This is a genomic window from Haloferula luteola, assembly GCF_014201715.1.
GTDB classification, from domain to species: domain Bacteria; phylum Verrucomicrobiota; class Verrucomicrobiia; order Verrucomicrobiales; family Akkermansiaceae; genus Haloferula; species Haloferula luteola.
Genome location: NZ_JACHFD010000004.1, coordinates 139,882 through 164,505 on the forward strand (window position 1 = coordinate 139,882; position 24,624 = coordinate 164,505).

21 protein-coding genes are annotated in these 24,624 nt (G+C 62.7%); all 21 read right to left on the bottom strand.

Annotation, left to right across the window (positions count from 1 at the left end):
- Positions 1-4: 4 nt before the first annotated feature.
- On the bottom strand, positions 5-1,948 hold the full coding sequence (locus HNR46_RS05350; RefSeq protein WP_184016542.1) for a GumC domain-containing protein: 1,944 nt from the start codon (positions 1,946-1,948) through the stop codon (positions 5-7).
- 2 nt (positions 1,949-1,950) lie between these two features.
- On the bottom strand, positions 1,951-3,153 hold the full coding sequence (locus tag HNR46_RS05355; RefSeq protein ID WP_184016544.1) for a glycosyltransferase: 1,203 nt from the start codon (positions 3,151-3,153) through the stop codon (positions 1,951-1,953).
- Positions 3,150-3,755 carry a uridine kinase family protein gene (locus tag HNR46_RS05360; protein WP_184016546.1) on the bottom strand — a complete coding sequence of 202 codons (606 nt, stop codon included), beginning with the start codon at positions 3,753-3,755 and terminating at the stop codon, positions 3,150-3,152. Before HNR46_RS05360 ends, HNR46_RS05355 begins: the two co-directional genes overlap by 4 nt.
- Positions 3,752-4,975 carry a glycosyltransferase family 4 protein gene (locus tag HNR46_RS05365; protein ID WP_184016548.1) on the bottom strand — a complete coding sequence of 408 codons (1,224 nt, stop codon included), beginning with the start codon at positions 4,973-4,975 and terminating at the stop codon, positions 3,752-3,754. Before HNR46_RS05365 ends, HNR46_RS05360 begins: the two co-directional genes overlap by 4 nt.
- Positions 4,972-5,856, bottom strand: a complete 885-nt coding sequence (locus HNR46_RS05370; RefSeq protein WP_184016550.1) for a glycosyltransferase family 2 protein — start codon at positions 5,854-5,856, stop codon at positions 4,972-4,974. The genes HNR46_RS05365 and HNR46_RS05370 overlap by 4 nt, the downstream gene beginning before the upstream one ends.
- On the bottom strand, positions 5,840-7,045 hold the full coding sequence (locus tag HNR46_RS05375) for a glycosyltransferase family 4 protein (RefSeq protein ID WP_184016552.1): 1,206 nt from the start codon (positions 7,043-7,045) through the stop codon (positions 5,840-5,842). The genes HNR46_RS05370 and HNR46_RS05375 overlap by 17 nt, the downstream gene beginning before the upstream one ends.
- Positions 7,046-7,051: 6 nt before the next feature.
- Positions 7,052-8,179, bottom strand: a complete 1,128-nt coding sequence (locus tag HNR46_RS05380) for a hypothetical protein (protein WP_184016554.1) — start codon at positions 8,177-8,179, stop codon at positions 7,052-7,054.
- On the bottom strand, positions 8,176-9,444 hold the full coding sequence (locus tag HNR46_RS05385) for a glycosyltransferase family 4 protein (RefSeq protein ID WP_184016556.1): 1,269 nt from the start codon (positions 9,442-9,444) through the stop codon (positions 8,176-8,178). Before HNR46_RS05385 ends, HNR46_RS05380 begins: the two co-directional genes overlap by 4 nt.
- Positions 9,445-9,480: 36 nt before the next feature.
- On the bottom strand, positions 9,481-10,662 hold the full coding sequence (locus HNR46_RS05390) for an alkaline phosphatase family protein (RefSeq protein WP_343076017.1): 1,182 nt from the start codon (positions 10,660-10,662) through the stop codon (positions 9,481-9,483).
- Complete coding sequence (locus HNR46_RS05395; RefSeq protein WP_184016558.1) at positions 10,659-11,033, bottom strand: response regulator transcription factor; 375 nt, start codon at positions 11,031-11,033, stop codon at positions 10,659-10,661. Before HNR46_RS05395 ends, HNR46_RS05390 begins: the two co-directional genes overlap by 4 nt.
- 4 nt (positions 11,034-11,037) lie before the next feature.
- Complete coding sequence (locus tag HNR46_RS05400; RefSeq protein WP_184016560.1) at positions 11,038-12,708, bottom strand: SpoIIE family protein phosphatase; 1,671 nt, start codon at positions 12,706-12,708, stop codon at positions 11,038-11,040.
- 40 nt (positions 12,709-12,748) lie between these two features.
- On the bottom strand, positions 12,749-13,048 hold the full coding sequence (locus HNR46_RS05405; protein WP_184016562.1) for an STAS domain-containing protein: 300 nt from the start codon (positions 13,046-13,048) through the stop codon (positions 12,749-12,751).
- On the bottom strand, positions 12,994-14,292 hold the full coding sequence (locus HNR46_RS05410; RefSeq protein WP_184016564.1) for an LbetaH domain-containing protein: 1,299 nt from the start codon (positions 14,290-14,292) through the stop codon (positions 12,994-12,996). The genes HNR46_RS05405 and HNR46_RS05410 overlap by 55 nt, the downstream gene beginning before the upstream one ends.
- Complete coding sequence (locus tag HNR46_RS05415; RefSeq protein ID WP_221285040.1) at positions 14,289-14,957, bottom strand: sugar transferase; 669 nt, start codon at positions 14,955-14,957, stop codon at positions 14,289-14,291. The genes HNR46_RS05410 and HNR46_RS05415 overlap by 4 nt, the downstream gene beginning before the upstream one ends.
- A gap of 158 nt (positions 14,958-15,115) precedes the next feature.
- Positions 15,116-17,788: an ATP-binding protein gene (locus HNR46_RS05420; protein ID WP_184016566.1), complete on the bottom strand. Its 2,673-nt coding sequence runs from the start codon at positions 17,786-17,788 to the stop codon at positions 15,116-15,118.
- Positions 17,781-18,914: an FIST signal transduction protein gene (locus tag HNR46_RS05425; protein ID WP_184016568.1), complete on the bottom strand. Its 1,134-nt coding sequence runs from the start codon at positions 18,912-18,914 to the stop codon at positions 17,781-17,783. The genes HNR46_RS05420 and HNR46_RS05425 overlap by 8 nt, the downstream gene beginning before the upstream one ends.
- A gap of 5 nt (positions 18,915-18,919) precedes the next feature.
- Positions 18,920-20,359 carry a PAS domain S-box protein gene (locus tag HNR46_RS05430; RefSeq protein ID WP_184016571.1) on the bottom strand — a complete coding sequence of 480 codons (1,440 nt, stop codon included), beginning with the start codon at positions 20,357-20,359 and terminating at the stop codon, positions 18,920-18,922.
- Positions 20,356-20,910 carry a heme NO-binding domain-containing protein gene (locus HNR46_RS05435; protein ID WP_184016573.1) on the bottom strand — a complete coding sequence of 185 codons (555 nt, stop codon included), beginning with the start codon at positions 20,908-20,910 and terminating at the stop codon, positions 20,356-20,358. The genes HNR46_RS05430 and HNR46_RS05435 overlap by 4 nt, the downstream gene beginning before the upstream one ends.
- A gap of 346 nt (positions 20,911-21,256) precedes the next feature.
- Complete coding sequence (gene xrtZ / locus HNR46_RS05440; RefSeq protein WP_184016574.1) at positions 21,257-22,672, bottom strand: exosortase Z; 1,416 nt, start codon at positions 22,670-22,672, stop codon at positions 21,257-21,259.
- Positions 22,639-23,673 (bottom strand): hypothetical protein, encoded by a 1,035-nt coding sequence (locus HNR46_RS05445; protein WP_184016576.1) that lies wholly within the window; start codon positions 23,671-23,673, stop codon positions 22,639-22,641. Before HNR46_RS05445 ends, xrtZ begins: the two co-directional genes overlap by 34 nt.
- Entirely contained in the window at positions 23,666-24,502 is an 837-nt protein-coding gene (locus tag HNR46_RS05450; protein ID WP_184016578.1) for a hypothetical protein, read from the bottom strand. Before HNR46_RS05450 ends, HNR46_RS05445 begins: the two co-directional genes overlap by 8 nt.
- Between the last annotated feature and the right edge of the window lie 122 nt (positions 24,503-24,624).

The following is a 24,624-nucleotide window of genomic DNA, read 5'->3' on the forward strand; positions in this document are numbered from 1 at the left end:
GAGGTCAGGACAGTTGGCGGGTGACGAGGAGGGAGAGCTTGTCGGCGAGGACCCGGAAGAGGCCTTTTGCGGGCTCAAGGATGACGAGGGTTCCCTGGCAGGGGGGCAGATAGGCGGTCGCGAGGTGGGCGGTTTCCTGGTAGTCGCGAAGGGAATGCTTATCGCCCCGAATCAGCGCGAGCCAGCCCTCGAGTTCGGTGAGGATGTCGCGATCGGGGAGAGCGGGCAGGCCGGAGGCTCGCAGCAGTTTGACGGAACCCTCGGAGAGTTCGGAGGTCCAAAGGAGGCCCTCAGGGGCGGCTTGCCCGGACCACAGGGAATCGGGTGTGAAATCGACCACGGGGATGGGTTCGGAGGCGTCGTCCTTCATGGCGCGGCCGAGGGATCGCCAGAAGTCTCGCTCGGTGGCGGGGTCGACGGCGTCGGTCCAGATCAACAGGGTGCCACGGCGGGAGAGGGCGCGGGAAAGATTGGCGAGCCAAAAGTCCTGGTAGTCCGCACTGACGGCTTCGCCAGCGCCCTGAGGGAGGGCGTAAAAGAGGGGTGCACGGGTGGTGGCACAGCATTCGAGGGCGGAGCGCCGGGTGCTGCGGTGGGTGAAAAGGAGACAAAGTGCCATGGTGAATCCGGCTCCTGCGAGGCTGCCGGCGCCACCGAGAAGGAGAGGTTTCTTGAGGCGGGAGGAAGGGATGATCTTGCGGGCATCCGGGGGTTGAAAGATCTGCCAGTATCCCGGCGAACCGGTGGCAAAGATCTCGGCCTCCTTACGCCGATTGCTCATCAGCGTGAGCTCCTGAATCCGGGAATCGCGCTTTTTACGAAGTGCATCGTAGTTGCTGATGATGGCTGGGAATTCGGCCAGCCGCTGGGAGGTTTTGGCGCGAAGGGCTTCCAGGGACTGAATGCGACTGGTGGCTTGGATGAGATCGTTGCGGGCGGCAACGATGTCGAGGTAGAGCTGGTTGCCAAGTGAGGTGCCGGTGAAGGCATCCAGGGGCACATTCTGGCCGTCGCCGAGGTCCGTCAGCTGTCCTTCGAGGTAGCGGATGCTCTCGATCTTCGCCTGAACTAAGGGATTCTCGTCGGTGTAGGTCGAGCGAAGGTTGGCGAGTTCTTCGCGGGCTTCGCGCATGCGAAGTTCGAGAGGGCTCTGGTGGCGGATTTGCTCATCCAAATTGGCGAGTTTGGCCTGAAGGGCTTTTTCGCTGGTGCGGGCGTCCTCGAGCTGAAGATCGATCTGCGAAAGTTGGGAGAGGACCGCAGCGACCTGTGATTCGCCTCCGACGAAGTCGTTTTTCTGACAGAAGGCGAGGATTTCCTGATTGGTTTCGTCGATCTGCTTCTCGAGGCCGGCGACTTCCTTGGCGAGGAGGACGAGGACGCCGCGGGCTTCAGTCTGTTGCAGGCGTTTGGTGTACTCGCAGATTTCGGTGGCCCAGATGCCGGTGAAACGAAGGGCATCGTTGACGCCAATGGGCGAGTGGTAGGTGATGTAGAAGATATCGGTGGTGTCGAGCTGGCTGGCTTCGACATGAGAGGAAATCTGAGAGGGAGAGAGGTTGTTGCCGGATTTCTGCAGGGCGAGGTCGAGCGGCTCACCGGAGAGCAGGGTGGCGAGGAGCGTGGAATCGTTGAGGTCGGCGGGTCGGAAGGATTGGCCGATTTCAGAGGTTTGGACGTTCTGAGGAACGCGTCGTTTGATGAGGGCGACGGAGAGGGAGAAGGTTTGATGGGTGATGAGTTTGCCAACGAAGGCACCGATGACGCCGAAGACGATCATGCCCACCAAGATCCAGGGCCAACGATTCAGAATCCCAGCCAGCAAGCGGATGGGATCGACCGCGATCGGGAAGCGGAATTTGGGAGCTGGGGGGGTGGCCGAGGCCGGGGGGGGCGCGGCGGATTCCGTTCCGTCCGCCCCAGGGAGTTGGAGTCCGGGTGGCGACATGTTTAGTTCTCCGGGAAGGTTATTACGGAAAAATTAACAATGGAAGCGTCACCTTCAGGCATCTTCCCAGGTCCGGCGAGAAGGTGGCAAAGTGTGCCGGCGAAGGCCCGCGCGAAGGCGTCGAGAGACATGTGGGTGCGGACGCGGTCAACGAGGGCCGGATCGGCGGCGGGCTTTCCGGCTTGGAGCCATGTTCGCAGAACGTCGTGCAGGGCTTGGGAGTCGTTGGCGCGGAATCGGTGGTGAAGAGGGAGGAAATCGCGCATGCCATCGCGATCGCTGGCGAACACAGGGGTGCCACTTGCCAAGGCTTCCAGCATGACGAGGGGGAGGCCTTCGTAGCGAGAGGGAATGACGAGCGCATCGAGGGCGCGGTAGAGGGGAGCGGGGTCGCACCACGGGAGGAGAGTGCCGGCGACGCCTCGTTCCCGGAGGAGGGCACGGAGGGTGTCGGCATCGGGGCCGTCTCCGGCGAAGACGAGATGGGCGGTGGTTCGGAGGTCGGGGTCGTTGGCGACGGCTTCGACGAGCAGGTGCTGTTGCTTTTGGCGAAATTCGGTGCGACCGACGACCCCGAGAAGGAGGGAATCGAGAGGCAGTCCGAGGGTTTCACGAGCGGCCGCTGAGGGGCCTGGAGTGAAGCGGTGGACGTCGATGCCGTTGTAAACGAGATGGATGGGTGCGGTGGCGCCGCGGGTTCGCAGCAGCCGGGCCATTTCATCGGTGATGGTGACGAAGCTGTCCGGGATGCGAAACAGGCGGTGACTGAAGAGATCGCGTAAGGCTCCGAATCGAGCTCCCATTTCGTGGTTGGAATGAGGAACCGGAATGTAGCTGGTACTAGGGATGCCGGCGCTGCGTGCAGCGAGGAGTGCCAGCGAGGAGTGTTCGATGTTGCCCTGGATGGCGACGACGAGCCCGGGCGCATGACGACGAAAGATCTCGGCCAAATGGGCCACGCGGGCCGGTTTGAGGCGATGGCGAAGGGCCTCGAGTTTCGAGGATTGCCAGGGAAGAGGATCGAGGTGGAGCTGGGGGTGCCTTTTCTGCAGTGCCGCGAGGGCATCGAGGAGCTTGGAGTTCGCTTCGCTCGCTAGAAAGCGGACGGATACGGGGCTGGCCTTGAGCACGGCCTCCAGGCCAGCGAGGGTCATGACCTCGTGGCCTCCGAAGATCGGACTATCATCGTAGAAGAGGAAGCTCATGCGGACATCAATCGGGCGAGGACGGTAGCGAGGTCGCTTTCATCCAGCGGCGAAACGAGCACGAGGTCGGCCAGTTCGGCTTGAGGTTGGACATGCAGGCGGTGCATGGGTTCGACGTGTTCGGCGCACTGCCGGCGGATGGAATCTTCGCTGCGGCCGCGCTCAACGGTATCGCGGGCGATGCGGCGGGTGAGCCGTAGGTCGGCAGGGCAGTCGACAAACAAGCGGAGCGTGGCGGTGTGGCGAATGGTGGGACGGGTCAGCGGCCACAAGCCATCGAGGATCAGGAAAGTGGCAGGTTCAACGCGCTGAGTGGCGGTGCGCCGGGTGTGAGTGCAGAAGTCGTAGTCGGGGATCTCGGCCGGTTGGCGCTGGGTGAGCGATTGGAGCGCGGATTCGACGGCGGGCCAGTCGATGGTGCCGGGGTCGTCGAAGTTTGTGGCGGCTCGGGTGTCGGGGTCGAGGTGGGAGAGATCCTGATAGAAGTGGTCGAGAGTGAGGATCACGGCGTCGGGCAGCAGCGCTTGGTGGAGCGAAGCTGCGAGGCGGGATTTGCCGGAGCCACTGCCACCGGCGATCGCGATGAGGCGGACGGGGCTCATGAGGGAAGGCTGGCGAGCAGGTAGGCTTCGATTTCTGCGGTGATGACGGCGATGTCGAAGCGCCGGCGCACTTCCTCCAGGGCGGTGGCGGAGAGATGGGCGCGAAGAGGAGGAGCGGCGGCGAGCTCGGCGATGCGCTCGGCATAGAGGCTGGGATTCGCGGCTTCGGCGACGAGGGAGTTTTCACCGTGGCGGGCGAGTTCGGCCTGCCCTCCATCGAGTGAGGTGATAACAGGCAGTCCGGAAGCCATGGCTTCCAGTGGAGTGAGCGCGAAGGGCTCTCCCCAATTTGAGGTGAACAGGAGGGCGTCGTACTGCGAGTAAAGTTGTTTCATCTCCGCGGCGGAGGCAGAGCGCCGGATGACTCGGCCTGAGAGGCCGAGAGTCTCGATTTCCGCATCGAGGGTGGCGATGTACTCGGCCTCGCCATGGCCGTAGAGATCGAGGGTGAGTGAGGTGTCGGAGCAGGATGCCAGAGCGCGAACCGGAGTGAGCGGGTCCTTATCTTCGGCGAGGCGGCCGACCCATAGAAGTTTGCGGAATCGAGAGTGGTCGGTTTTGACCGGGAAGGCGGCGGTTTCAATGCCGCAGTGAATGACGGCGGCGTGTTCCACCGGCCAGCCGCGGCTCACGGTGAGGTCGCGCATGAAAGCGCTGCAAAAGTAGATCCGGGGGAAGCGAAGGAAGTCCCATGAGCCGGTGGGAGTTTCCGAGCTGATGCCGCGGCGGTAGCCGATCGCGGTGAGCAGCTGGCGCAGGAATGTGACGGGTGCGGAGCGGGGTTCGTTCCACCAGGAAAGCCAGACATCGGCGCGCAGGCTACGGGCGATCCAGTGGTCGGAAATGTCATAGACGACCGGGAGGTCCGTGGCTTCGAGGCGGAGGAGGAGGGACTTGGAGATGCCCCCCATGTTCCAGACATGAACCACCTCGGGCTGGAAAGTCGCGATTTCGTCGATCAGGGCTGCGTGGTTGTGGTGTTCGAGTTGGCGGAGTTTCGGGATGGAAAGCCAGGGGTGACCGTACATGCCGTGGACCTTTAGGCGGCGGGCGACATGGGAAGTGGTGTCGACGGGTCGGCCGGCGACCTGATGGTCGGAGGTGAGGACGCGGATGTCGTGGCCAGCGGCGCGGAGGCGGTCGACGACGTCGCGGCAGCGGATTTCGTATCCCCCGATTTCGTGCGGAGGGTAGAGGTTGGACAGGACGAGGATCCTCATGCTTGGCGTTGGTAGTGTTTCCAGCCGGCGTGGTAGCCATCGCGGCGGCCGAGGCGCTGGGCCATGCGCACGGCCGCGGCGTGGGGGATGCCAGCGGTGTGGCCATTTTTGAGGCACCAGCGTGCGTCTTTGAGGGAATCGCGCAGCCAACCCAGAAAGACGTAGTAGTGGTAGTTCATGGCCCTCGGCTCGACGGTGCTGGTGGCAGCGGCGGCTTTCGAATCACCGAAGGAGCGTTTGTAAGTTTGTTTGAGGGTGTAGTTGTGGGAGTGCATGGCCACGGAGTCGATGGCGTAGAGCACGTGGTAGCCATGTTCGATGAGTCGCCGGGTCCACTCGTCGTCTTCCGCGTATTGGAGGTCCTCGCGGATGGGGACTTTATCGAGGACGGAGCGATGGGTGACGCAGCTGACCATGCTGAAGAAGTGATCCCAGTTCACGGATTCCCGCTCGGGTCCGAAGCAGCGGTCATAGTCATGGGCGAAGACGGCCTGGCAGTCGGGCCGCGGGATTTGACGGGAAAAGGCGGCACCGAATTGGGGATCGTCGAGACAGGGTCGCAGGAGATTGACCAGCCAATCGCGGCCGACCGGTTTGGCATCGGCATTGAGGTAGACGATCCAGTCGTGCCGGGCTTCGCGGGCACCCAGATTGAGGACAGGACCGGGAACATAGGTGCCGAGCGGGATTTCGATCAGGCGGGCGCGGCTTTCCTGGCGAATGAGTTCGAGAGATTCGTCGCTGGATCCGGAGTCGATGACGATGAGGTCGATTTCTCCGGGAAAGTCCTGGTCGAAGAGTTCGCGGAGAGTATCGCCGATGGCCCATCCTTCGTTGAAACTCCGCATGACAACGGAAACGGCTTCAGGCAAGGGATTCATAGTGGCGTGCGAGGCGGGCGCCAATGGCGGGCCAGCCGAAGCGTTGGTTGGCGGTGGAGATGCCTTCGCGTTCGAGCGAAGTACGAAGGGTTTCGTCGGTGAGTGCGCGAGCGATTTCGGCTGCGAACGAGGATTCATCGTCGGCGAGCAGGATATCGTGTCCGTGCTGCAGCTCGAGCCCCTGAGCACCGATGGTGGTGGAGATGACCGGGGTGCCGATGGCGAGGGATTCGACGATCTTCAGGCGGGTGCCGCCCCCGATGCGGAGGGGAACCATCTGAACCCAGGCGCGGCGGTAGTAGGGCCGGACATCGGGCACGCCGCCGGTGACGGTGACTCCGGTTCGCGAACCGTAGGCTTTGACTTCATCGATAGGGTTTTTGCCCACGATGAGGATTTCGACCTCGGGAATGCGGGCGAGCAATTGGCCGTGAATGCCGCCGTGAAAGAACCAGTCGAGCGCATCGACATTGGGCGTGTAGTCCATGGCTCCACAAAAGATCACGGTGGGAATGGGAGCCCGAGGATCGGGAGCGGCCGCGGGGTGGAAGTAGTCGAGGTCGACGCCATTGGCGACGACCATGACGGGAGCATCCGATGAGACGTGACGATGGATGAAGGTTTCGTCATCGGGGCCGCAAACGACTTCGAGTCGCGCTTCGCGAGCAAGGCGTTTTTCGTAGAACCACATTTTGGAAAGACCCTCCCAGCGCAGCGCCTTGTCGCGCAGGGCGTGGCGACGCGTTTGGTATTCCATGAGCTGGAACTGGAGGTCGACGCGGGATCGATCGACGACGAAAGGGGTGTGGTGCCGATGGGGGAGGACGTAGGGCATGAGCACCAGGTCGCAGACATGAACCATGTCGTAGCGGCCGGGGCTGAGTCGCCGGTTGATGGCCTCGGCCACTTCGGGTTGTTGCCAGTGTTGGACGCTGGATGGCAGGGGGTTGAGGATGCGTTGGGGAAACATTTTTTCCCACGGTGGGTGCTCGAACGGAACGAACTCGACGTCGTGACAGAAGGCCTCGAAGACGGCGCGCTTTTCCGGGGAGTCTTCGCCTATTTCGACAAGGGCCATGAAGTCGACCTGATGGTGCTGGGCGAGTGCCTTGAGCAGATGGAAGGTGCGCTGGTAGGTGCCGCGGTCGAGGGGCCAGGGAGCGTAGGGGTAGAGGACGAGGAGCTTCATGGGGATCTAGTTGTAGTGTTCCCAGAGGCGTTGATAGGCGGGGATGGCATCGCGCCATCCGGTGACGGGGGCGACGAGTTGGGAGGAGAGCCAAGCAGGATCGGCAGCTTCCGCATCCCAAAGGAGGATCGGCAAGGTGTTGAGCAGGGCGGCGCGGGGGTAGCGGAAGGGGCGGCTGTGGAGACCGCGGCGGCCAAAGGTGCGGAGCCGCAGGAGGAGGTTCTTGAGTGCTTGGGTTTCGGGGCACTTGTCGCCGCTGCGTGAGTAGGTCGCTGGCGATGGGAACGGACGGTGGAGGCGGCACTCTTCGACATGGCGCCACACGGGCCAGGCGAGTTCGAGGGTGGACTGATGGCGGGCAGCGAGTTCGTCGTGGGTGGCAGTGGAGGTGGTGGGATGGAGTTTGAAGTCCACACCATCAGCGTGGGCGGTGATGAGTTCCTCCAAGGGCAGCTCTGGCCATTCGAGTTGGCGGAGGACTTGGTGGCGCTCGATGCAGGACCAGTGGTAGAGGCCGTGGACGGCGAGGAGGGCATCGCCGAGAGCGAGCCGGGCCTTGGCGATGTTGCGGGCAACGAAGTCGGCATCCTCACGGTTGAAGGCATCGCGGCTCAGGCGCTCTTTGGCGTAGAGAAGTCCGCTGCAGCGATTCATCAGGAGGCGGGTGGCTTCGTGGGGTGGGATCCGCGAGGCCTTGGCGTGGGGGCGACAAACTTCGAGGAGGTTCTCCGGGCCGGCAAAGATGCGATGGCCCTCGACCAGGTCGTAGATGAACATGGTCGTGATGCCGCCAGCGAGGGCTTCGAGGGAGGTGATTTTGAACTCCACTTCGATGCCGAGGCGCTCGGTCATGCGGTGGGCGAGGTCGTGGATTTCGGCCCCGTGCCGGCGCTCGTTGAGCCGTGGCATGCCACGCAGGAGAAGAAAGAATTCGAGGTCGTTGTAGGGGGCGTGTCCTTCTGGGGTTTCGAGAACGCCTCCTTCGCCGCGACCGTAACCGCCCGCGAGGACCAGGCCTTGGAGGCGGTCTGATGGAATCCGTTGGGTGATTTCGGTGGCGATGTCACGGCAGGTGCTGTCGATGCGCTCTTCGAGGGCATCGGATCCGTCGCGGGTGAAGCGTTGCGAGTTCACGAGGCGTGGGTGCGTGGGCCGGCGGCGTGGGTTTCGGCGAGTTGATAGATTCCTTCGAGCCGTTCGGATATTCGGGCCCAATCGTAGTGGGCGAAGGCTTCCTGGCGGCCGGCCTCTCCCAACTGCTGGCGCAGGGATGGACTGGCATGAAGGCGGTTGAGGCGGTCGGCAAGTTGATCGGCGGCATCTGCGGCTTCGGGATCGAAGAAGAGGCCGGTTTCGCCATCGCGGATGAGGGATTGGAGGCCGCCGACGCGGCTGGCGATGACAGGGCGGGCGGCACACCAAGCTTCCAGAACGACGATGCCGAAGGGTTCGTGGCGGGAGGCGAGAACGAAGGCATCGGCGGCGTGGTAGGCATCGACCAGGGAGCCGCTGTCATTGCCGAGGCCGGGGATGATCTGTACGGATTCGGTGAGGTTCTCGGCGGCGATGAAGGCGCGGAGTTTCTCGGCGTAGGTGGGCTGAGTGATGGGGCCGATGAGAACCAGGCGAGCGTGCGGAGTGGTGGCGTGGAAGCGGGCGAATGCCTGGAGGAGGCACAGGTGATTCTTTTGGGAATCGATGCGACCGACATTGACGATGAGAAAGGCGTCGGCGGGAACCTGAAAGCGGGCCCGGAAGGCGGAACCATCCCCGTGGGCAAAGCGTTGGCTATCGACGCCATTGGGAAGATAGCTGACGCGGTCGTGTCCGAGTTGTTGGCGGGCCTTGATGGCTTCGCTTTCCCCCACGCAGATGACGTGATCGGCATCGTCAAGGACGCGGCGGGCCCCGAGGAGGGCCCCGAGAGGTTTGCCCCATTCGAATTTCCCCTGAATGGGCTGGGTGAGGTCGGCGAGTTCGGCAGCGGGCACGTCGAAGATGCCGCCGTGCAGGGACACGACGTACGGTTTCCGGCGTAGGCGGGCGACGGTGCGGACGGTGCCGCCGAGGCGCTTGAGGGCGTGGGCGTGGAATAGGCGGACGTCGGGCGCGCGCAAGAGCGCGGAGAGGAGCGGAAGGGAGAGCAGGTTGCCGCCTTTTTTGTCCATGGCGGCCCGTTGTTCGGTGGTGAGGCCGAAGAAGGGGTAGAGGTGGGCGTGGCGCTCGACTTCGATGCCGCCGATCACGTCATGGTGGGTCTCAGCCAGGGCCATGGAGGTGATGATGCGGGGATGGGCTCCGGCGGCTTTCTGTTGTTTGGAGATTTCGAGGATGACGGTTTCGGTGCCGCCCCATTCGTTGGCGACAAAGCGTCTGGGAACGTGGATGATGGAAGGCATGGCAGGAGATGTCGGCTCGGACCGGCGCACCGTGGTTCAGGGGGTGGCTGGTTGGGAGCTACGGGCGGCGGCATGAGCGAGCACGGCCTGTTCCATGAGTCGGTGGATATGGGGGATGTGGGTGAGGTCCTCCGGGACTTGGTCGGTGTTGCTGAAGAGGGTGGCGTAGCTTTGAGGATCGGTCGGGTGATAGCCATGCATGGCGCGGATGGGGCGCTCTCCCATGTGGCTGGGGACGATGAGGACTCCTTCGCGCGCCAGCCAGATGAGTTCTCCGAAGGCCTGGTCGTCGAACCAAGTGCGGTAGTGTCGAAGTTCCTCTTCGGGCAGGATCCGACCTTCGGGAACGGTAGCGAGGAGAGTTTCGACTTTTTCCCGGACGCCGGGCTTGAGAAACCAGAAGCGCGCCATGGTTGAATCGTAGACGACGGCGTAGTCGATGCCCATGCGGAGCCCGAGGGTGTCGATTTTGGCGCGGAGGTCGAGGTGTTCGTCGCAGTTGGCCATGCCGTGGTCACTGAAGACGTGGAGGTCGATATGGCGATAGTGTTTGCGAGCGGTTTCCATGACTTGGGAAATCCAGGCATCGTAGTGGTCGAGTTTTTTGGGGATTTCCGGGGAGTCGTTGCCGACGCTGTGGAGGAGTCCATCGAGGCCGGCCCAGTATTGGAAGGCGAAGTCGATGCGTTCGCTTTTGATATCGGCGAGGAGAAGGCGCAGGTGCTCTTCTTCGGGGAGGGCGGGGTTGGTGACGTAGTACGGGACCTGCTTTTCTTCGAGGAGGTCGAAGATGTTGGGGCCGACGTTCATGCCACGTGGCTGAAGGGGGCTCTTCTTTTCGGTGAAGTCGAAGAGGTGGATGTAGCGGAACGGGATGTTGTAGAGGTCGAAGTAACCTCGGAAGCCCAGGTGGGTTTTGACGAACTTGGTGAGGTAGCGGCGGACGATGCGGCGGCTGGTGAGAGCGGTGGGAAGCCAGCGCAAGGCGCGCAGCGGCCGGAAGGGGGATTCGGCGGGGTTGTAGACGAAGTAGCACCAGTTGCGGTGCTCGTCGGGCCAGCGGCCGGAGAGGATGGACGGGACGCAGGTGGAGCTGTAGCCGAAGACGCTTTCGAGGCGCCGGCGATGGGGAGCCATCGACTGCAGGAAGGGATGGTTTTTGACGATCTCCCACCCGCAGGCGTCGATCATGATGAAGAGAGAGAGGCGATCTTTCACGGGGCGGCGGGCGAGGTGTGACGGGAAATGGTGTCGAGGAGCTCGGTCGGACTGAACGGCTTGGTGAGAAAGGCGGCGGCGCCGGATTGCTCGGCCTGCTCGCGGGTGAAGGTGTGGCCGCGGGCGGTGAGGATGATCACTGGAATGTCGGCGGTTTTGGGGTCGGCCTTGAGGGCTTTGAGGACTTCAAGCCCGTCCATGCCTGGCATGATGACATCGAGGATCGCGGCATCGGGGTGGTGGTTGCGGATGGACTCAAGGGCGGAGTTTCCGTCGCCAAATGAGGTCCATTGGTGACCCTGACGACGCAGGGTCATTTCGAGCAACCTGAGCATGTGGGGAGCGTCTTCAGCGACAACGAGGAAGGCCATGGGATCAGTGGGGAAGGGTGAGCAGGATGAAGGTCTGGTCATCGGCCAAGGGGGCGGCGGTGGGGTGATAACCGAGGTGTTGGAGAAGCAGGAATTTGAGTTGTTCGGGGTCGGTGATGCCGCGGGTTTCACGGTGGAACCAGGCGGCGACTTCGTCTTGGGTTTCGAAGGTGGGGCGGCCGTTGCGGGGATCGGTCAGGCCGTCGGTGTATGCGAAGACCCGGGAGCCGGGTCCGATGGAGAGGGTGTGTTCGGTGAAGCGGGGATAGGGCTCGATGCCGATGGGGGGTTCGAGGGGTCCGGCCTCCATGAGGCTGCCATTGGAGACGACAATCGGCGCGTGCCCGGCATTGGCGATGCGGACGGTGCCGGAGGGGACGTCGACAATGCCGACGGCGAGGGTGACGAACATTTCGAGGCGATCGAGGTCCTCGAACATCTGAGCAGCGACTTTTTCGAGAACGACTCCCGGGTGGTCGAAGTCCTCTCCGAGGGTGCGAATGATCGCTCGGGTGACGGCTGCCATCATGCTGGCGGCGACGCCTTTTCCCATGACATCGGCGATGACGAAGAAGTAGCCGGTGCCTTCGCAGGGAATCAGGTCGTAGAAATCTCCACCGATGGACAGGGCGCTTTCGCAATGGCCGACGACTTGGATGCCTTCAACGGGGTGGAGGCTGGGTGGCAGGAGGGAGCGCTGGATGGCGGCGGCGAGTTCGAACTCGTGGCGAGCGAGGCTTGAGCGGATGGCTTCTTGGCGGTGGCGGTGGGTGAGAAGTTGTTGGGTGAGGAATTCGCAGAAGGTGTGGATGAGGTTGACCTCACCGGCATTGAAGGGTTCGTCCGAACGGGTGCGAGCCAGGATGAGGGAGCCCATGGGGGCATCTTCCTGGAAGAAGGGGTGGATGATTCCGGTGCGGGAGCCGGCGGGAAGAAGCTCGGCGTCGGAGCCTTCGCACCAAAGATCGCGACGGGTTTCGATGGCTTGCAGTTCGGAGGCAGTGGGGGCGAAGTCTGCGACTCCCTGATGGGCGAGGCAGGTGAGTTCTTGATCCTGGACGATGCGCAGCAGGCCGAGGTCGGCAGAGGTGACGGTGATGAGGTGGTCGAGGAGGTGGCGGGCGAATTCGTCGATGGAGCGGGCGTTGCGGGCTTCCTCGGTGAATCGGAAGATGGACGAAAGGCTCTCGTAGCAGGCGGAGAGCTCTTCGGTCATGGCATCGAGAGTGGCCTCGTAGTCTTCCTCGGGTGGCAGAGGTGCAGGGAGTCGGCGGCTGAGCCGGAGGAGATTGGCGTGGCGACCGCGAGCATAGATGCGGTCGTCGGTGAGGGCTTCAATGAGGAACAGCCCCCGTCCGGACTCGGAGTCTTCGGGAGGGAGTTGAGGATCGTCGGGCCAATCGAATCCAGGGGTGCGATCGGTGAGGTGGAGAACGATTTCCTCAGGATGAAGGGTGAGGGTGACCTCAAGGTCGCCGGTGGGAGGAGGGTCACCCGGGTGGAGGACACAGTTGTTTCCGGCTTCGGAAAGGACGAGTTCCCAGCCAGAGGCGTGATCTTCGGGAACGCGGTGAGTGTTGAGGAACTGGCGGGCCTGCATTGAGGCGTCGCGGACGGCCTCAAGGGTATAGGGACCTGACCAACGCCAGGAGGTGCCGGCGGTGGAAGGGGCCATCGGGTTGCCGATTTCTTGGGTCGGGCTCAATGGAAGGTCTTCAGGGAACGATTTCGAAGACGCGGTGGAGGCGGGTGAGTTCGAGCACCTGCATGGCGGGAGGGGTGGGCGCGAGCAAGCGGAAGTGCCCCTGCCGTTCGGCGGCGAGTTTCTGAAGGGAGATGAGGGTGCCGAGTCCGCTGGAATCCAGGAACGAGAGGGCGGAGGCGTCGAAATCGATGTGGATGACGTGATTCTCCAAGCGGGACCGGATCTCGTCTTTCACATCGCGGGCGGACCCGGCGGTCAGTTCGGTGATGCCGGAGACACGGAGGGTGTCACCGGTGGCTTCGGTGTGCATGGATCGGGTGATGGGCGGTTTCGGGAAACGAGCGAGCGAAGCCCGCGGGACAGGATGCGACGACGCCAAGCGAAGGTGGGGTGGCTGGCAAAGAGAGCGGCATGGGCGCGGGCTTCATCGTCCCAGGGTGCGGAGCAGCCTTCCGCCTCGGGAGCGGTGAAGACCCCGGGAGGAAGATGAAGCCAGAGGCGCTCAAATTCGGACTGGAGAAGGCAGGCTTGCTCGGGATCGAGGGGAGGATTGCCGGTCCACGCGAAGTGGCCGGTGACGATCCGCCAGAGCTGCGGCCAGCGTGACCAAGTGCCGGGAAGAGCGGGAAGGTCCCCAAAGGAGATGCTGCGAAGTCCCTCGCCCGGTGCACTGGGCAGGACGGCGAGTCGGCTTCTCCAAAATGGCCGCCGCCGGATCGGGGCGAGGAGGAGGGCAAAAAGGGGCAGGGGAAGGGTGAGCACCAGCATGCCCAGCGCCAGCATGCGCCAGGTGAGCCGCGAGGCAGCTTCCCTTGGGGGATCGAGGTGGGACAGCAGGAAGGCATCGGTGAGGCGGACCTGAGAGCCATTCGACCAGTTGGTGAGGGACGAACCGGTGGCGACCGAGCGGGAGAGGTGGGTGAGGCTGCCGAGGTAGGTTCGGGAGCCGAGCGTGGAATCGGCGATTTCGGCGTGGGCCTCCACGAGGGCGTCATTTTCGACAAAGGCGCGTGGGCCGAGGTGGGCGTGCTCGCCAATGGCGGCTTGATGGCCGATCCAACAGGGCGCGACGAGCACGGCGGTGGGCGAGATACGGGTCTTCATGCCGGCCCAGATACCGGGGGCGATTTCCCGGGCGCCGACTTGGCCTGGAGCAAGGATGGGCAGGAGTTCGGCGCGAGAGGCATGCCAGTCCGCCGGTCCGGTGAGGATGGGAACATCCGGGCGTTGGGGGAGGTGATCGAGCGGCTCGATGGATGCCTCGGTGGGAATGTCATAGCGGCTGCGGGCCTCGGCGATGCTGAGTTCGTGAGGAGTGGCGACGACTTGGACATCGAGCCCCCAGGCGGAGCCTCCGCTCAGGTAATCGCGCAACTCCGCAGGACGATCGCTGGCGTAGAGGGTGACGGATTTCACGCCTGCGACGGAGCAACCGTGGAGGGCATGATCGAGGAAAGGTTTTCCCAGATAGAGTCCGAGCACGAGCGGCAGGCCACCGGTGTGGTCGGCGAGGCCTTCTCGGGTATCCGGGCAGATGAAATGGGCGTGGCTCATGCTCCTCCTTTCCCTAGTAGCACGGCCGGCACGGTTTTGGCGAGAATGAGGAGGTCCTTGAAGACGGATTGGCTCTCGATGTAGCGGACATCGAGGTCGACCTGCTCGGGAAATTCGATCTGGTTGCGATCGCCAACTTCAAGGAGCCGGCCTTCGCGTTCGCCGATCTGCCAGAGGCAGGTGATGCCTGGCACGGCGAGCAAGCGGCGTCGGTCATCCGGCGAATAGAGGGCCACCTCGCGGGGCAATGGCGGGCGGGGTCCGACGAGGGACATTTCACCCCGGAGGACGTTGATGAGCTGAGGCAGTTCATCCATCGAGGATTTGCGAATGAAGCGCCCGACTGGGGTGATGCGGGGATCGTCCTTCATTTTGAAGGTGATGCCATCGGACTTCTCGTTGTGGGCGAGGAGTTCCTTGAGGCGGGCCTCGGCATCGACGCACATGCTGCGGAATTTGAGCATGCCGAACTCCCGGCCACGGAAGCCGACCCGGGTTTGACGGAAAAAGACCGGCCCGCCATCGCGTCGCACGAGCAGGGCCACGGTGATCATCACCGGGGACAAAACGAGCAGCAGGATTCCGGCAGCTACCAGATCCATGAGGCGTTTGACTCCCCGGGTGAAGCCGATGGTGAGCCGCCATGCGGATCGTTTCCACGCCATGTACGCCCGCATGCGGAGCCGGCCCATGCGACTCGTACTACCAAGCAGGCGCTTGGCGGAGAGTTCAGCGATGGCTTCCTGAGTTAACACGGTGGGACTGGGGTGAATCGAGACCCCTTATGAAGTTCATCCCACCGTCTTGAAGCAAATGCGAAATTTCAAGACATCGGGAAAATAACGGTATTGACTCCGAGTGCTTGGACGGCGTCGTGGAGCTCACGGGAGGCCGTTTGGGCGACTTTTTGAAGGTCGGGCATGAGCTGATTGGCGAGATTCAGATCGCGGTCGGCGCAGGCTTTTTCCACTGCCGCGGCGGCGTGGCGGAGGTCCTCCAGGCCAAAAATGGAGGAGGATCCTTTGAGTGAGTGGGCGTGGCGGCGCGCATCCTCGTCATTGCGCAGGTCGAGGGAGTGGCGGATGGAATCAATCTGGGCTTCGAGATCTTGATTGAATTCGGCCGCGAGAGTGACGGCATCCTCGACGGTGAGTTCCTGAGCGAGTTGGCGAAGTGTGCGAGTCGCTTGGCTTTCAGGGGTTTCCTGGAAGGGAGCGGCATCGGGCCGGGAGTTGGATCGAATCATATCACGCAGGGAATGGATCTTGATCGGCTTGGGAAGATAATCATTCATGCCCGCCTTGAGACAAAGATCGCGGTCACCGGATAAGGCATTGGCGGTGAGGGCAATGATCTTCGCGGGAGGGACTTGATGGTCGGCCTCCCATTCACGGATCCGGCGGGTGGCTTCGAGGCCATCCATGCCGGGCATTTGGACATCCATGAGGATGATGTCGTAGCGTTCACGGACGGCGGCATCGAGGGCTTCCTGGCCATCGACGGCGATGTCCGGGGTGCAGCCGATCTGGGCGAGTGCTGCGAGGGCGAGTTTGCGGTTGATGGGGTTGTCCTCAGCGAGGAGCAGGCGCAGCTCGAATTGTTCTTTTTCGGCAGGAGACGCTGCGGGTTGGACTTCGGGTGTAGGGACCCAATCCTTGGCGGTCTTTTTGATGAGAAGGTTGAAGAAGGGAGAGACCTTGAGGGGTTTCGAAACGGTGCCGGAGATGGCGTCGCCAAAACGATCGCGTTCGGCCACGAGGTCGCCAGGAGGGCAGAGAATGAGGGGTGGCGTTCCCGATTCGGCGAGTTCGCGGACAAATTCAATGCCCTCGGGGGTTTCCGCGGAGCCTTGATCGACGAGGGCAGTGGAGATGGGGCCTTCGAGCAAGCTCGAGCGAGCTTCGGAGACCGTGGAGGCAACGCGCACGCTCATGCCCCAACGCTCGAGGAGCTCGGCGAGCACGCTGCGGCTCCAGCCGTGGGTATCGAGAATGAGGGCGGCGAGACCGGTGAGGCCGGGGTGCGGAACGGGCTGGATGAGATCAGGGAGGTCCTCGGCCTTGCGAGTCCGCAAGGTGAAGGTGAAGACGGAGCCGACGTCGGGAGTGCTATCGGCACGGATGGTTCCGCCCATGAGTTCGACGAGTCGGCGACAGATGGCGAGCCCCAGGCCGGTGCCACCGAAGCGGCGCGAGGTGGAACTGTCTTGTTGGTGAAATGGGGTGAACAACTTACCGATTTGGTCGGCGGGAATGCCGATGCCGGAGTCGGAGATGCGGAAAGTGAGTTCGATTTCGCCTGTGGCGTCCGGCTTGTTGGCGGAGATTTCCAGGCGAACTTCGCCGTGAGGGGTGAATTTGACGGCGTTGCCCACGAGGTTGACAAGAACCTGTCGAAGACGATGCGAGTCGCCGGTGATGGAGGTGGGGACGTTCGGTTCGAATCGGGCGGCGAGGTCGATGCCTTTTTCCGCGGCAGCGGTCGAGACGGTGCCCAGGGCATCGTCGACGGAGGTTTGGAGGCAGAACGGATGGTCTTCGATCTCCATGTGACCCGATTCGATTTTGGAGAAATCGAGGACGTCGTTGATAACGCGGAGGAGAGCCTCGGCGCTGGTGCGGATGGCGGAGACGAAATCCTGTTGCTGGTCAGAAAGGATGGTTTGCTGGAGCAGCTGGGCGAATCCGAGTACGCCATTCATCGGAGTACGGATTTCGTGGCTCATGGTAGCGAGGAAGTCGCTCTTGGCGCGGTTGGCGCTGGCGGCTTCGTCGGCGAGGGCGTTGGCGCGGTCACGCTCCTGGGTGATGCGGGTGCGCGATTGGTCGAGGTCCTCGATCATGCTGAGCATGACGCGACGGTTTTTTTCGAGTTCCTCGGCGCGGCGGGTGAGGTCGTCGGAAGCGTGGCGGAGGCGATCTTCGGCGGCTTTCTGGCGGGTGATGTCGGCCATCACGCCCATGATTTCCTTGACCTTATGGTTCTCGCGGATGGGGAGGAGGATGACTTCGCAGACGATGTTGGCGTGCCAGAAGTCGATTTCGAAGCGTTGCTCTTCGCCCTTCCATGCGCGGAGGAAATGGATCGAGTGACGGGGGTCCTCGATCAGCATCGCGATGGTTTCCTTTTCGAGCCGATTGTGATTCCAGCCGAGGCGGGCGATCAGCCTGCGGCCGCGGGCGAGGTGAACTTGGAAGGCATCCTCGTGGCGCGCGCAGCGGAAGATGATGTTGGGTTGTTCGTTGAGGGTTTCCTCGAAGAGCTTGGAGAGGTCACGAATTCGGGATTCGGACTCTTGGCGGAGGCGTTCGTTGGCTTCGGTGAGTTCTTCTGAGGCGGTTTCGAGGGTATGGGAGAGGAATTGGTGCTGGGTTTGGAAGTCCTCGTAGGTCTTTCCAACGACAGTCACGAGGCGTTGCAGATCTGGATGGGAGTCCAGATCCAGCTGGGGGAGCCGGCGGAGTTGGCGGAGCAGTAGGGGATGGATGTCAGACATTTTCTCCAAGGAGGATGACGGTCATCGTCTGATTGTGCAGCGCACACGAGCCGGTGCGATGGTGGGGGCAGACTTCACCGTAGGAATAAAATCCGAGGGTCGGGGTCGATGGGGGAAGGTTGTCGAGAACGGCCTCAAGCTCGTCTTCGGCCCGTTGACCGAGCACGAGCCTGCGGCCGACGCAGCTGACGAGGAGAGCGAGGGAGGGGGTGAAATCGCCGATGGGGCGGGCGATTTCGGCGGCTTCTGCGGCGCCGTCGATGAGCTGCTCGGCGCTGGCCTTCATGAGGCGGCTGAAAGTGCCTTCCGGCATATCGCCGGCAAAGCGCACGGATTGGGTGGCTTCGTCGATGCCGAGGATGGTGCGCACCACGACTTGCTCGGGTTCGTCCCCGCGGACCAGACCGAGGGGAAAGAGGAGGCCGGTGGCGGGCAGTCCGCTGGCCAGTTCTCCGAGATAGCGTTTGTAGAGCTGGAGGGCGGGTTGGCCATCGAGCTCGAACACGGTGTTGCCCTCGGAGCGAGTGATGAGGCGCCGGGGGCCGAAGGCTTCCCAGCCTCCGCAGGCTCCAAAGCTGGCATCGAAGTGGGGGCCATAGAACCCGATGGCAACGATTTGGCGGGATTTGATGCAGTCACCGAGGCCGACGAGAGTTTCGCCGAAATGGGAGCCATCGCCGGCGAGCCCGCCGGAGGCGATCACGCCGGGGGGGAGGACTTGCTGGAAGCCTTCGATGAGGGCGCTGCCATTGACGTGAATGCCATCGGAGAGGAGGAGGACATGTTTGAGGTCCTGACCGATCAGGTTCTCGGCGAGCTGGCGGCCGACTTCGCGACTGTCGAAGTTTTCGGGGAGCTGTTGGCTGACGGCATGCACACGGGTGCCGTGGAAAGTGCAGAGAGCTGCGACGATGGCTCCATCATGCACGGTGGCTCCGTGGATTTCCCCGGAGGTGCTGCAGCCGCAGACGAGGGCATCCGGAAACCGCTCACCGAGTTCATGGATGGCTCCTGATCCTAAGGCTTTGCGATTGCCGAAGTAGAGAATGAGGCGGGGGTCACCGCCGGTTTGCAGGTCAAGATCCCAACCGTTTTCCGGCGTCCAAAGCGTGGTGAGCGTTTCCATGGCGGTCAGTCGAGGGCGGAGGGATACTTGGGAGCCAGGCCATGGATTTGGCAGAGCTCGTTGATTTCCTGTTTCAGTTCGAGAACGCGTTCTTCGCGGTTCATCATGACCCGGTTGAGGCGTTCCAGCTCGGAGAGCGTGTTGCGGACGCGTTCTTCGGCCTTCTTCATTTCGGTGAGATTGGTGGCGAGGCCGAGGAACCCGGTGATTTGCTGATCGTCGGTCAGAGCCGTGACGGAGAGCAACACCGGGATGCGGACGCCGTCCTTGCGGATGTAGGTCCATTCGCGTTGGTCGATGCGACCCCGGCGGGCCTTGGCGACGAAGGTTTCGAAGCCGGGTTCCACCGGGAATCCGAGTTCGTGGCTGAGCTGCCGGGAATACTCGGCGACTTCATCGGGATCATGGAAAACGCCCGGTGTGACGAGGCCGATGAGTTCGGAAGCGGTGTAGCCCAGGAGTCGTTCGGCGGCGGGGTTGAAAAGGCGGATGATGCCGGTGGTGTCGGCGGCGATGATGGCGTAGCCGGCACTCTGCAGCATGGCGTGCTGAAGGGCGGCCGTTTCCCGCAGTTGGCGTTCACTTTCCCGTTGGGAGGTGATGTCGCTTTCGATCGCCATGAAGTTGATCAGGCGTCCGTCCTCGTCGTGGATGGGTTGGATTTCGAGATCGACCCAGTATTTCCGACCGTTTTTCGAATAGTTGAGAATCTGAGCGGTGACCGGTTCGGCGTGGATCAGCTTGTTGTGAATGAGGGCGATGGTTTCCGGGTCGGTATCAGGGCCTTGGAGGAAAGATCCGGGGCGCTTTTTGATCACTTCATCCAGTTTCCAGCCGGTGATGCGGGTGAAGCCATCGTTGACCCATTCGATGCGTCCTTCGGCATCGGTGACGACGACAGCGTTGTCGGTTCGAGCGGCAACGAGTGCCAGCTTGCGAGCTTCGGCCTGCTGGGCGTGCATGCGAGCGCGCTGTTCGGTGAGCGAGTCGGCGAGCTTCTTCAGGTCATCGATGGAAATGCGGTAGGAGAGGACCATTTGGAGGAGGTCCATGGTCTGATCATGCGGCGCAAAGTCGTCGATCGAGAGTCCCAGGCGGGCGATGTCCTCGATATTGGAGATCCAGGGGGAGGCCAGCATGAGAAAGCTGGCGGGTTCGTGGAGTTCGAGAATCTGCCCCCGCAGTTTGAGGCCGAGCGCAGGGATCTCGAAGAGGTAGACGACCGAGGGACCGCCCTGAAATCGGGAGATTTCCCAAGAGCCAGCCGGACTGACCAAGCGGAACAGTTCGGCCATGGGTTGGCCGAGTTGAGCGTCGGGAAAGATTTTGGTGAGGCTGGGGCCGAGCGCCCGCAGTGTCATGTCCGCATTCCAGTGGAAGTAGAACGGAAACACCTCTGGAAGAAAGGTGCCTGGGAGCAAGGGAAGTGTTGAGGGTTCCTTCATGCAGCATCAGGCCACGAGATTTCGAGGACGTCATGATCGGCGCCATCGCTCTTGAGTTCGAGTGGCTGGACTTCGCAGGGCGAGCCATAGAACTTGGCCACCCCGGTGACGATGCCGATGATGAAATCGGTGAGGCCGTGCCGGGGGGTGATGTAGTGGAGTTTTCCCTGGTTTTTCCCCGTCGGCTCGAATTCGAACCGGGGCGCATCAAGGTTGGGGAACATCATCGATGCCCGAGTATGGAGGTTGGGTAGGTGGATGAGAAATGACTCCAGGGTCGTGCCGCAGGCGGTGATCAACGCGCCATAGGGCCCGGAGGCTGTATCGAGGGCCCAGAATTCGCCAAACATGCGGAGCATCTCCGTGCGGGGGATGCCGAGCTCTTCGACCGAGGCCGAAACGAGGTCATAGGTCATCTCATCCGGATAGCTTTCGTTGAGGATAAAGATCTCCACCTCGATGCCCGCCCGTTGTTTGATGTGGTGCCAGGCGTCGTCGCCAAAGCGGGTGGTGATGAGGTCGCGAATCGCTCGGTTGACGAGTCCGTACATGGTTGCTGCGTATTATCTGGGTGACTGAGGCATGTCAGCAGCATTCCCGGAAAGGGGGACCCCAGGAACGATTGACCGCTCCGGCCGGGATTCCGATCCCGGCGGAGTGGGGTGTTCTCCGCCGGTCCAGACCCTGTGAGCAGGGTTCCCGACCGGTGCGGCTCCCCCGAGAGGAGGACCGTCTTCACACGGGTGACACCCCGAGGGAGAAAGCCGTGGACCGGGGGAGATCCGCGACGATTTCTCCGTAGGGAGTGACAGGTTGAGTTTCGCCTGTCTTTGAGAAAGAACCATTCTCGCAATTGGGGGGTGCCCATCGCGGTGCCAAAATCGGAGAAATCTGGTTTCATGGCAGGGCGGGGCGGTGGGAACCCGCATGGCGGGCGATGGCTTCGAAAAGGGCTTGGGAGTCCTCGCTGAACCGGGATGGGCTGAGTTGATCACGACGGGCGGAAGCGATCAGGTGAATGCCCGGGCTGCGGAAGGGGACGAGGGTGGCCTTGAGGTAGCTGCGGTAGTCATGCAGGCTGCCATCGGGCAGGAGAAACGATTCGGCGAGCCACAGGTCATCATCGGCATACAGACCCTGCAGACCTTCGACAGGTTCGAGCTTGCGACCGCGATAGCTCATGCAGACCGGCAGGGTGTGATGGCGGCCGGAGCCACTCGGAGCGAACCAGGACAGGGAGATGTACGGGGATTGCCGTGGTAGCCGGATGTTCCAGGTGCCAGCTTCCATCGGCTGGGCCATGACGCCAGCAGGTGGCTGGATGCCACTCTGCATGGCAGGCCCCAAGGTGGAGGCGACAAAGGGAACGAGAAACAGGATGACGAGAACGGCTGCCCGCGTCGTACTGAATTTCTCCGAAGATGAGTCAGGAGCATGGTCGGTCTTCCGCCACTGAAAATAGAGCAATATGGCCATGATGACCAGGAGGCCACCGATCAGCCATGGCACGGTCATGGAAACGAGAGGTACCGTACCGGGGAGCAGGAGGAAGGTGGCCAGCAAGCCACGGGTGCGAGGCAAGAACCACGGGCAGGCGAGCAGCCAGGGCAGCCAGAGGGATTCGAGACCGGAACTGACGATGACGGGGGCGCCGATCAGCCACAGCACGCCCAGGATGCGTTCTCCCGTATTTTGGAGCCGGTGGAAGTGCTGGGAGCCGAGGAGGATGAGAGTGCAGGCGGTGACCAACACGCCGCCGGGGGCCGAGGCTTGAGGGGCGGCCAGTGAAAGCGCGGCCGCGGGGAGCATCATGCCGACCAGCCATGGGCCGACTTTGCGTTGTCCACGGGGGACGAATAGGAAGAGCAGGGGCAGGAGCCAGAGGAAGCCGATGAAGTAGTGGGTCTGCGGGCTTTCGACTGCGGGGTAGAAGACTTCCCGCCAGCCAATGATGGTCAGGACCCGCGCGATATTGGCGACCACGGCAGCGGGCAGCGCGGCGACCATGCGGATCCAGAATTTTCGGGATACGGGTTCAAAGCGGCTTCCCCACAGGATCAGCCCCCAGAGGACCAGAAGGACGTCAAAACCCGCGCAGTCGCGCGACCAGGGCACAAGCAGGCGTCCGACGTGGAGAAAGCCTCCATCATCCGACACGGTGCCCCCGAACAAGCGGGTGACGGCGAGCACGGCGGGCCGGGTGAGCCAGGACAAGGCATCCGAAGTGCGGGTGGTTTGCAGCAGCACAAACACCAACACGCCGGCGATGACCGTGCGAATCAGGGGGAGCTTTGCTGGATGTTCTGGATCCATGTTTCGGTTTCGGAGCCGGGCTTGCGGCGGAGGAGTTCTTCGGCCCAACGAGAGGCGAGGTCTTTCTCCCCGGTGCGGGTGGAGGCGAGGAAGGCGAGCAGGACGGTTTCGTCCGTGGCGGTGGCCGTATCGAGGTTCCGGGTTTGTGCGACGACGTCTTCAAACCGATCGGAGGCAAAGGCCTGACGGAGATCGAGTTGACGGCGCGCGCCTTCGACAGCGGCCCTGGCGACGACGGGGTCGGACTTGAGGAGTTCGGTGACCTGTTCCTTATCGGGTTCGGCGGGAGCTTGAAGGAGCTGGAGGAAATCGGCCTGCAGGGCTTTCGGAATCCGGCCGCCTTTGAGGGCTCCGGCGACCATCCGTGTCACCTCACTGGTCAGCGGTTGGTAGAGCTTCATGACGCGCAATTGCTCAAGCTCATGAGGGGTCCATTGGGCGGGATCGCTCTTGAGGTAGGCGCTGAGGGCGCGATTGAAGGCTCCGTGGCCACCATGCCAACGGGCAGTGACCAGAGGGCTGGTCTTGTTGTCGGTGACGGCGGCGGTGAGGGGCTCGGTGTAGCGGTTGGCATCCTTCGCCGTGGATTCGGCGACGCGCCACGGAGCATAGAGGAAATCGGGAGGAAAATCCTCCAATGGGATCGCCGCCCACTCGTTGGAAGCTTCTTCAGGGTGGTTGGAGGACAGCTCCAGCAAGCCGCGCAGGTAGCGGCAGGGAGAGGCTTCACTCCCGTCGCTGGCCGCCATGACCTCGGAGATCAGGCCGAGACTGAGGGTCGTTTCCGCGGTGGGCGCGATGTCCTGCCAGAGCATGGTCTCCAGGCGCTGGCGATCGACGCCACCGGAGGCGGAGGCAATGACGACCGAAGTGCCGGGCAGGGGGGATTCGACCTGCTCGGGCACTTTCCGGGAGCATCCGGAACAGAATAGCAAGGCACCGGCCACCAGAGCGGTCGGTGCTTGCAAGGTGAAGGTTATCCCCCGTCGGGTATCAGGCATGAGACTTGCGCGGCTTGAGAAACGCCAGCCCTCCGAGGGCGGCGGCAAACAGCCAGGGTGGTGCAGGTGCAGCGGGGGGAGAGGTGATGGGGGCCGGTGCGCCAGCTTCAGGCGCGGGTGAGGTCCCGGCCGTGGCGGCAGCGATCGCTTCGCCCACCGAGCGGGTGGTGGCGAAGTTGATGTCGGATGGAGCGGCGGAGACACCGATGTTGGCGTCATCGATCTGGGCGGCATCCGCGGCGCTGAGCAGAGCGAAATCTTCGAAACCGCCGGAGAAGTCGAAGAACGATTCGTTGCCGGTGGCGTTCTTGGTCGGGGTATCGAGCAAGGTGATCTGCAGGTTGGCGGAAAGAATTTCACCGGTGAAGGTGACGTTTTCCAGCCACATCACGTCGTCGAAGGTGCCGAGGTTGGCATTGCCGGTGATGTTGCTGCTGCCCGCTTGGCCAAAGAGCGTGTAGTAGTCGCTGCTCACCGAGCTGCCGTTTTCACGAAGCTGGGCGGTCGTGTTGGTGAAGAAGTCACTGAAGGTGAAATCGCCAGCGGTGGTGGTGATGGAGAGTTGCACCTGCTTGATGGCGACACCGAGGGAGTCGCGGCTTTCATTGCCGGAATTGCTCTCGTTCACATCCGCACCGAGCAGGAGCAAGCCGCCGGTTTGGGTGAAATAGCTGGTGAGGGCGGAACCGCTGATGTCTTTCAGCAGATTGATCACGCCGTCGCCCCGATAGATGGCATCGGTGAGGGCGCGTGAGGTGACATCCTGAGCCGAAGCTGCCGTGAGGAGTCCGGCAAAGACGGTTGCGAGGAGACGAGGGAACGTTTGCAAGGGTGGGGTGTGGGTGATGATGGAACCTTTGGGGCGTCACGGAAATCGTGACAGGAACCTTGGGGTGACGGGAGGAAGCATACCCGTTATGAGGGATTCGCAATCCCCGCAATTGCGGGGAA